The organism is Edaphobacter sp. (genome assembly GCF_035532915.1).
Lineage (GTDB): Bacteria > Acidobacteriota > Terriglobia > Terriglobales > Acidobacteriaceae > Edaphobacter.
Genome location: NZ_DATKQC010000308.1, coordinates 1 through 6,155, shown reverse-complemented (window position 1 = coordinate 6,155; position 6,155 = coordinate 1). Strand labels below are relative to the sequence as shown.

7 protein-coding genes and 1 pseudogene are annotated in these 6,155 nt (G+C 57.1%); 4 read left to right on the top strand and 4 right to left on the bottom strand.

The genetic code is table 11. The features are described from left to right. Positions 1 to 97 precede the first annotated feature (97 nt). Positions 98 to 283, top strand: a complete 186-nt coding sequence (locus VMU57_RS14605) for a hypothetical protein (protein ID WP_325384669.1) — start codon at positions 98 to 100, stop codon at positions 281 to 283. On the opposite strand, the gene VMU57_RS14600 is transcribed toward VMU57_RS14605, so the two are convergent. The 3 genes from VMU57_RS14600 to VMU57_RS14590 form a co-directional block, all read right to left on the bottom strand. Further along, positions 256 to 873: an SDR family oxidoreductase gene (locus VMU57_RS14600; RefSeq protein WP_325384667.1), complete on the bottom strand. Its 618-nt coding sequence runs from the start codon at positions 871 to 873 to the stop codon at positions 256 to 258. The genes VMU57_RS14605 and VMU57_RS14600 overlap by 28 nt on opposite strands. A gap of 24 nt (positions 874 to 897) precedes the next feature. Further along, on the bottom strand, positions 898 to 1,335 hold the full coding sequence (locus VMU57_RS14595) for a DoxX family protein (protein ID WP_325384665.1): 438 nt from the start codon (positions 1,333 to 1,335) through the stop codon (positions 898 to 900). A gap of 67 nt (positions 1,336 to 1,402) precedes the next feature. After that, complete coding sequence (locus tag VMU57_RS14590; protein ID WP_325384663.1) at positions 1,403 to 2,347, bottom strand: RNA polymerase sigma-70 factor; 945 nt, start codon at positions 2,345 to 2,347, stop codon at positions 1,403 to 1,405. Between the two features lie 656 nt (positions 2,348 to 3,003). Between VMU57_RS14590 and VMU57_RS14585 the strand changes: the two genes are divergently transcribed. Continuing rightward, positions 3,004 to 3,501 carry a hypothetical protein gene (locus tag VMU57_RS14585; RefSeq protein WP_325384661.1) on the top strand — a complete coding sequence of 166 codons (498 nt, stop codon included), beginning with the start codon at positions 3,004 to 3,006 and terminating at the stop codon, positions 3,499 to 3,501. A 58-nt stretch (positions 3,502 to 3,559) separates the two neighbouring features. Here VMU57_RS14585 and VMU57_RS14580 read toward each other — a convergent pair whose 3' ends face one another. Further along, positions 3,560 to 4,804 carry a hypothetical protein gene (locus tag VMU57_RS14580; RefSeq protein WP_325384659.1) on the bottom strand — a complete coding sequence of 415 codons (1,245 nt, stop codon included), beginning with the start codon at positions 4,802 to 4,804 and terminating at the stop codon, positions 3,560 to 3,562. A gap of 153 nt (positions 4,805 to 4,957) precedes the next feature. On the opposite strand from VMU57_RS14580, the gene VMU57_RS14575 reads away from it, so the two are divergent. Then, positions 4,958 to 5,617 (top strand): histidine phosphatase family protein, encoded by a 660-nt coding sequence (locus tag VMU57_RS14575; RefSeq protein WP_325384657.1) that lies wholly within the window; start codon positions 4,958 to 4,960, stop codon positions 5,615 to 5,617. A gap of 209 nt (positions 5,618 to 5,826) precedes the next feature. Further along, positions 5,827 to 6,155: pseudogene (locus VMU57_RS14570) on the top strand (hypothetical protein); the annotation flags it as partial.

Below are 6,155 nucleotides of genomic sequence, written 5' to 3'. Positions count from 1 at the left end.
ACGCACGTCGTCGCATTTTATTAGTTGCTGCGTCCAGCAGGTCGGCAAACAGCGGAGTAGGAAGATGCTGCAGACACCCCCGGAAAGGAGACTTGCTATGCCTAATTTCGTTGGCGCAGTTACCGGCACGGACGCCAAGGTGGGCTCGGCTGCCCTGGCTTGGTTCGCAGGTGGTGAGCGCGTCGGCTACGACCCCAAAGCGCGGGTCCTCGTCCTAGCGCAGGGTGCGGCTCTTCGTTCATCGGATTTCTTTTGTCAATTGCTTATGCCGATCAATCTTTGAATGTGCGCGTGAGTTTCAGCTGACTTGATAAAGCTGTCGGCAACGTCGGCACGCGAAATTGTGAATCCGAAGCGAGGTAAGTGGCCTTCCCGCACCCGATATCTTCCAGTGTAAGGATCATCAGTGAGTCTGGGCGGGCGCACAATAGTCCAATCAAGACCGCTCTCAAAGAGAACTTGCTCCATTGCGGTTGCGTCTTTGACGACGCCGGAAAAGAACAGCCGGCCCAGGAGATAGGTGGGCGGCACTATGGAATCCTTGAACAGAAAAGCTGACGATTCGACCACAAGTCGCCGCAACTTGGCTCGATGCATGGCGCTGGTGAGAGCAAGGGCGAAGCGATGTAGCAAGTCGTGGTCGGATTTCGCAATGGGTAGCCGGGGGCCGAAGCCCGACAGAATTGCGTCGTGGCCTTTGATCGCTTCGGCAAGTTCCTCGATATTGAGAAGGTTCCCCTGTCTGACAGTGACGCTATCGCAGAATGGCTTGAGCCGATCAGGTGACCGCACGAATGCGGTCACCGAATGGCCTCTCTCGATTGCCTTCCGAACGACTTGCAGTCCTGTTCCTCCGGTGGCGCCCAGAATCATCAGTTTCATCTTCGACATTCCTCCTTACATCCTGTGCTTTCCCGCTCGGGCTGCGGCCAAGCCGAGACTGCCCGGGCCGCGCTCAGTTTGGGAATTGGCTGATGGAGAGAACCTCCGGTCAGCAAAGCTGGTCATGTACGACGCGCCCAACGCTGCGAACGTGACCAACGGCTCGAGCGCCATGAGTCCGTCTCCAGAAAGCAGGTGCGAGTACGAAGCACTGAGGACTGTAATGCCAAAACCCACGTATGCCCATTCTTTGAGCCGAGCCCATCCCGGGACCAGAAGCACGCAGGTTCCCACCAACTTCGCGACGCCCAGAAGATCGGAGAAATAGACGGGATAACCCAGGTGAGCGAGTGCTTTCATCATGGCGGGTGCATGCGTGACCGCCATGATGCCCGAGATGGACATGATAGTCGCAACGAAGAGCGTCGCTGTCCAATAGGTTATTTTTCTCATGTTCATTGTTTCTTTTACCTCTTGCTTTAGAAGACCGGCGGGGATCGCGATTTGTGACGGACGCTCCCTACTGTGGAACTGAGGGCAACTCTGGCAGATGAGAAAGCTTTGCTGGGTTGGTCAGCACATAGATCGCCCTGATTTGTGTCTCGCCAGCGTCGATTGTCAGCACAGAAAACGGCTTTCCGTTCAGATAGCTGACGATTCCAGGCTCCCCGTTGATCTGTGCCAACTGATGGACCAGATTCTTCGGCAGCAGCTTTTTCAGGCCGCCCATAGCTCCACGCGCTACTTTGCCGATGCCGTGAATCAGATTGGGAACCGCTAGGCCGTTGCCGCCACCGTCGGATTGAAGCACGACGTCGCTTGCGAGAAGGGTCACCAGTTCCTCCATGTCGCCGCTGCTCGTGGCCTTCAAGAAACGTTCCAACAGGTCCTTCTTCTTTCGTTCCGATGTCTTGAAGCGCGGCTGCAGGGCGCCGACGTGCTGACGAGCGCGGCGAAGAATCTGGCGGCAGTTTGGTTCGTTTTGAGCAAGAATTGCGGTGATTTCTGCGTATTCGTATTCGAAGACTTCTCGCAGGAGGAAGACGGCACGTTCTATCGGTGTGAGGCGTTCCATCAAGATAAGAAACGCCATGGATAGAGACTCATCAATTTTGATCAGCCCCAGCGGATCGCTTTTGGGATCGGTCATGATCGGTTCGGGCAGCCATTCGCCTACGTATTCCTCGCGTTGCGCACGCGCGGACTGTAACTGATTGATGCAGAGCCTGCTGATAATCGTGACCAGAAATGCACGCGGCGACCGGATGTTGTCGTCCGCTGTTTGCTGCCAGCGGATGAACGCCTCCTGTAGCATGTCTTCTGCGTCGGCTACGCTCCCCAACATGCGATAGGCAATTGAAAAGAGCAACCCGCGATATTGCTCGAACGTAGCCAAACGAATCGAATCTGATGATCCATTCGCTTGCGATCCTTCCGCGTATTTCAACTCGTTGTCCTTCAACATTGCATTGAGCTCCGGGGCGGCTCTGTTAAGACTGATGATCCTTCGACGTCTTAAGGCTCATTGATATATCGTGCTACCTTCAGCGTGTCTCGTGGATTGAGTATCAGGCGACAAACCATGCCGTGAACAAATGAACGATCCCAACATGCTCACTCTAATCAAGACCGGGAGAGCGCAGTTTTGTGACAGTTGCGGCAAGAATCTCGCAAAACGTCACAGTGCCGCCAACAGGCATGCAGAAGGCCGCTGGATTATCGAGACTGCCTAGACGCTTCTCAGGGGGCTGCAACTTTTCTTTGAATCCATTTGCCGGCCGTACTTAATCTATCAATGATAGATATTGCTTCACTGCGATATCCGGGGTGGGGAAATGACTAGCAGGATTCGTACAGCACTTGTTCTCCGAATAGATAATGAGAATTTGAAAGTACCCCCAAAGTACCCCTTCTCGTACCTTGCAAAAAAATAACCCAACTCGCCAATCGCGCCCGTCGACGCATTCGCGGAGTTACAACACTGACCGAAAAGCGAACTGGGTCAACAGCACTCGTTGGTAGAGAGAATTCTGGCCGGGCTGCGCTCGGGAGATCCGACAGTACTGCTCGACGTGAGTTCTGAGATTCACGTTTGTCAACGGTCGCATTGCAGAGATGGAAGTGATCGGCGACCCCGAACAGCTGCGCACCATCGGGATCAGTGTGCTGGGTGTTAAGACGGCATATCAACCGCGACCAAAGAGCTGTGTTTCCCTGGCGAGTCCGATGGTCGTCCGTTTCGGGCCAATGCGCGAATCTTCCATCCGTGCCGTTCAAGCGTGCGAGCTGTTTCGCCCCGATTCCGCCGGTGGTGCACCTCAACTTCTTGAACCGCTCGCTGCGGACCCGCATGCCAGGTGGTGTGGCAGGGGAGAGCGCGCGATCGCTCCCCCTATGCCGATTCAAAAGTTCTTGATGGCCAGCCCAGCCTTCGGTGTAGGATGCGGCATTACGATCGTCGCTTTTGAATGGAGGCTACCGTGGTCGGTTGGAAGCTTTGAACAGCTCGCACACCTGCGCGAGGTGGGTGAGAAGTTCTACCGATATCTCGACCTGATTTTTCTACAGTACGGGCTGACGCCTTCCGCCGGTGACGCCCAGCCTCGGAATTCCGCCTGAAAAAAGCTGCAGCGTCGCTCAGGTTCATCTATCCACCGTCATTCGGACCTCCGCCAAGCTATTGCTGTCCGCCAGACGCATCTCCTCCACCGGCGCCGCCGCCACCCTGTCCCCCCAGATTCCAGGAGGCAGAGAACAGATTCTGTCCCGCCGAGGGCGAGGCACTCAGAATCGGCTCCACGCCAGCGAGCAAGGTACATGCGGTCAGCGAACCGGGGGCTCCCTGCGTGGCGACAATCATCACTGCGTCGCCGCGATGTAGATCCGGCAAGAGAATGATGGGGGCGCGCTGCAGCATCTGCGAGATGTCTCCACCGTGGTGCCCGGCACCAGTCTCCGTGGAAACCTGACCCGCTGCGGGCTGCACGCTCGCAGCGGGTCTCGCCGGGGCGGAAGCATGGGCAGGCTCTCCGTCGTGTGCAGCATTACCTTGCGGTCCCCCTTCATGGTTGCCGCTCGCTGGCTTCAGGCGTGCCGCGATCGCTTGCGCCATCGCGGGATCGAGTTTATGCAGCTGGGAGTCAGCATTCATGTGAATGACCTCCGGCTTCTTCGTTTTGAAGTCTTTCACGGTCAGCGTATTGGCAGCTGGATCGGTAGAAACCACAGATCCGGCAATATTGCGGAAGCTGCCGGCAACAATTTCTTCCGCCTGCATCTCAGCGCCGTCCGCGCTCCGATCTCCGCGGGCACGAAGCTGGTCGCCGGGATGGATTTGATCCAGAGTGGACACCTTCGTATCGCTGAACTTGATGGAACCCGGCTCGTACATGCGGATCACCGTCTTGGGAGTGGTGTGGATCGCCACGGTGGTGTTCAGGTGAGTAATCGTCACCGTCCCAGCCGCCGCATCGACAGATTTCACGATTCCGCCAACCCCGCGTCGTTGCCAGTCCGCCTCTTCGGCCTGGTGCTCTTTGGCAATATCGGCCTCGCGCATGGCAATCACCGTGGTCGCAGTTGGACCTGATCCATCTGGAGCCGGCCGCATCGCGATCAGAACGCGATCGCCAACGGCCAAATCCGTTAGATGAATGGGCCTTGCACCCGCGATAGTTTTTGCGCCCGGCGTCGTTTCCAGCACGCGCGCTGAATCGGCGACAGTCACGGTGGTCGGGGGACCAGAATCAGGCTTCACGGTCAGCGATTGACCTTTCACTGAAAGGACCGACCCCACCAGGCGACTTACGGTCGCCGGTTGGGCACTGGTTTGTTGGGCAAGGATGCTGCAAGCGGTAGGCGGCACGACGCCAGTCAGTCCGCCGATCAGGACAAGTGAGCCGAGGAACCGGAGTGAGCCCATGGAAAACCTTTCTCCTCGCATGTGACAGAAGCAATCTGCACACGCGTATCTGTTCTAAAGAAGATGACGGTATGTCCGCTGGAAGGTTTCATGAATCGAGCACATACTATACCTTTTTGAAAGGGTCGGCTATTCCACCCAAGGAGGGGACCGTTGCGACGCCTGGCCTGGCTGAAGCCATTCCTTTTCCCGGTTCTGTTGTTCAGTTTTACCTGCGCCGCGTCGCGGTTGCTTGCTGCGCAAACGCCGCATCCTGGCGGCGAGACCATTGTGATGATTCGGCACGGAGAGAAACCGCCCGGCGGACTCGGCCAGTTAACCTGCCGAGGTTTGAACCGGGCACTGGCGCTGCCGCCTCTTTTGATCGCCCGCTACGGCAAGCCAGACGCAATCTACGCGCCCGATCCTGCCGTTGAAATTCAGGAAGGGAAGATGGGGCCGCATTACTCCTATGTGCGCCCGCTGGCGACCATTGAGCCCACCGCGATTCGCCTGGGCATGCCGGTGAACACGCAGATTGGGTATGACCAGATTGCAGAATTGCAGCAGACGCTGCTGCAGTCTGCCTACGCCCATTCGCTGATCTTCGTTGCCTGGGAACACGATAATCTGTATCGCTTCGCCAAACAGATATTGCAGGACTATGGAGACGGAGCGTCTCTATTGCCGCCCTGGCCGGGCTGGGACTACGGCACGATCTATGTTTTCCATATCACGCAGCCGGAAAACGGCGGCAAGCCGCATGCAACCCTCACCATCCAGCAGGAAAACCTCGGCGGCAAGCTGACGAATACCTGTCCCGGTCCGGAATAGGCCAATCTCGCGGTTATCCTGGTTGGCATCTGCATCGCGGTTCATCACTGCGGTGCGTCGAGGGAACTTTGCGCTCGATCGTGACGTACCTCCAATCCAGACAGGTTTCGATTGGAGCCAACACGATGATCTTGCCGACTCGAAGGACGTTTCCAACGCCAAGGATGGTTGCGGCCGCGGTCATTCTCGCCGCTTGCAGCGCTGCGTGCGTGGCTCAGAATTCGGACGCCAAAAAGGACTCGGATCTTAACCTCGCGCTCCATGCCAACACTCACGTCACTGCTGCGGACCTTGGTTTGCCGGAATATCCGGGCGCCACACCCTACAAAAATCCAGACGACAAGGATTCCGACTCCGCGGTCGATCTTGGTTTCACTTTTGGCAACGTGCACTTTCTGGTGAAAGCCGCCAGTTACATTACCCACGATTCCCCAGCGCAGGTCCTGGACTTTTATCGCAAGCCGCTGTCGCATTATGGCCAGGTTCTGGAATGCGATCATGGTCATCCGGTTGGCTCGCTGACGGTGACGCGCACCGG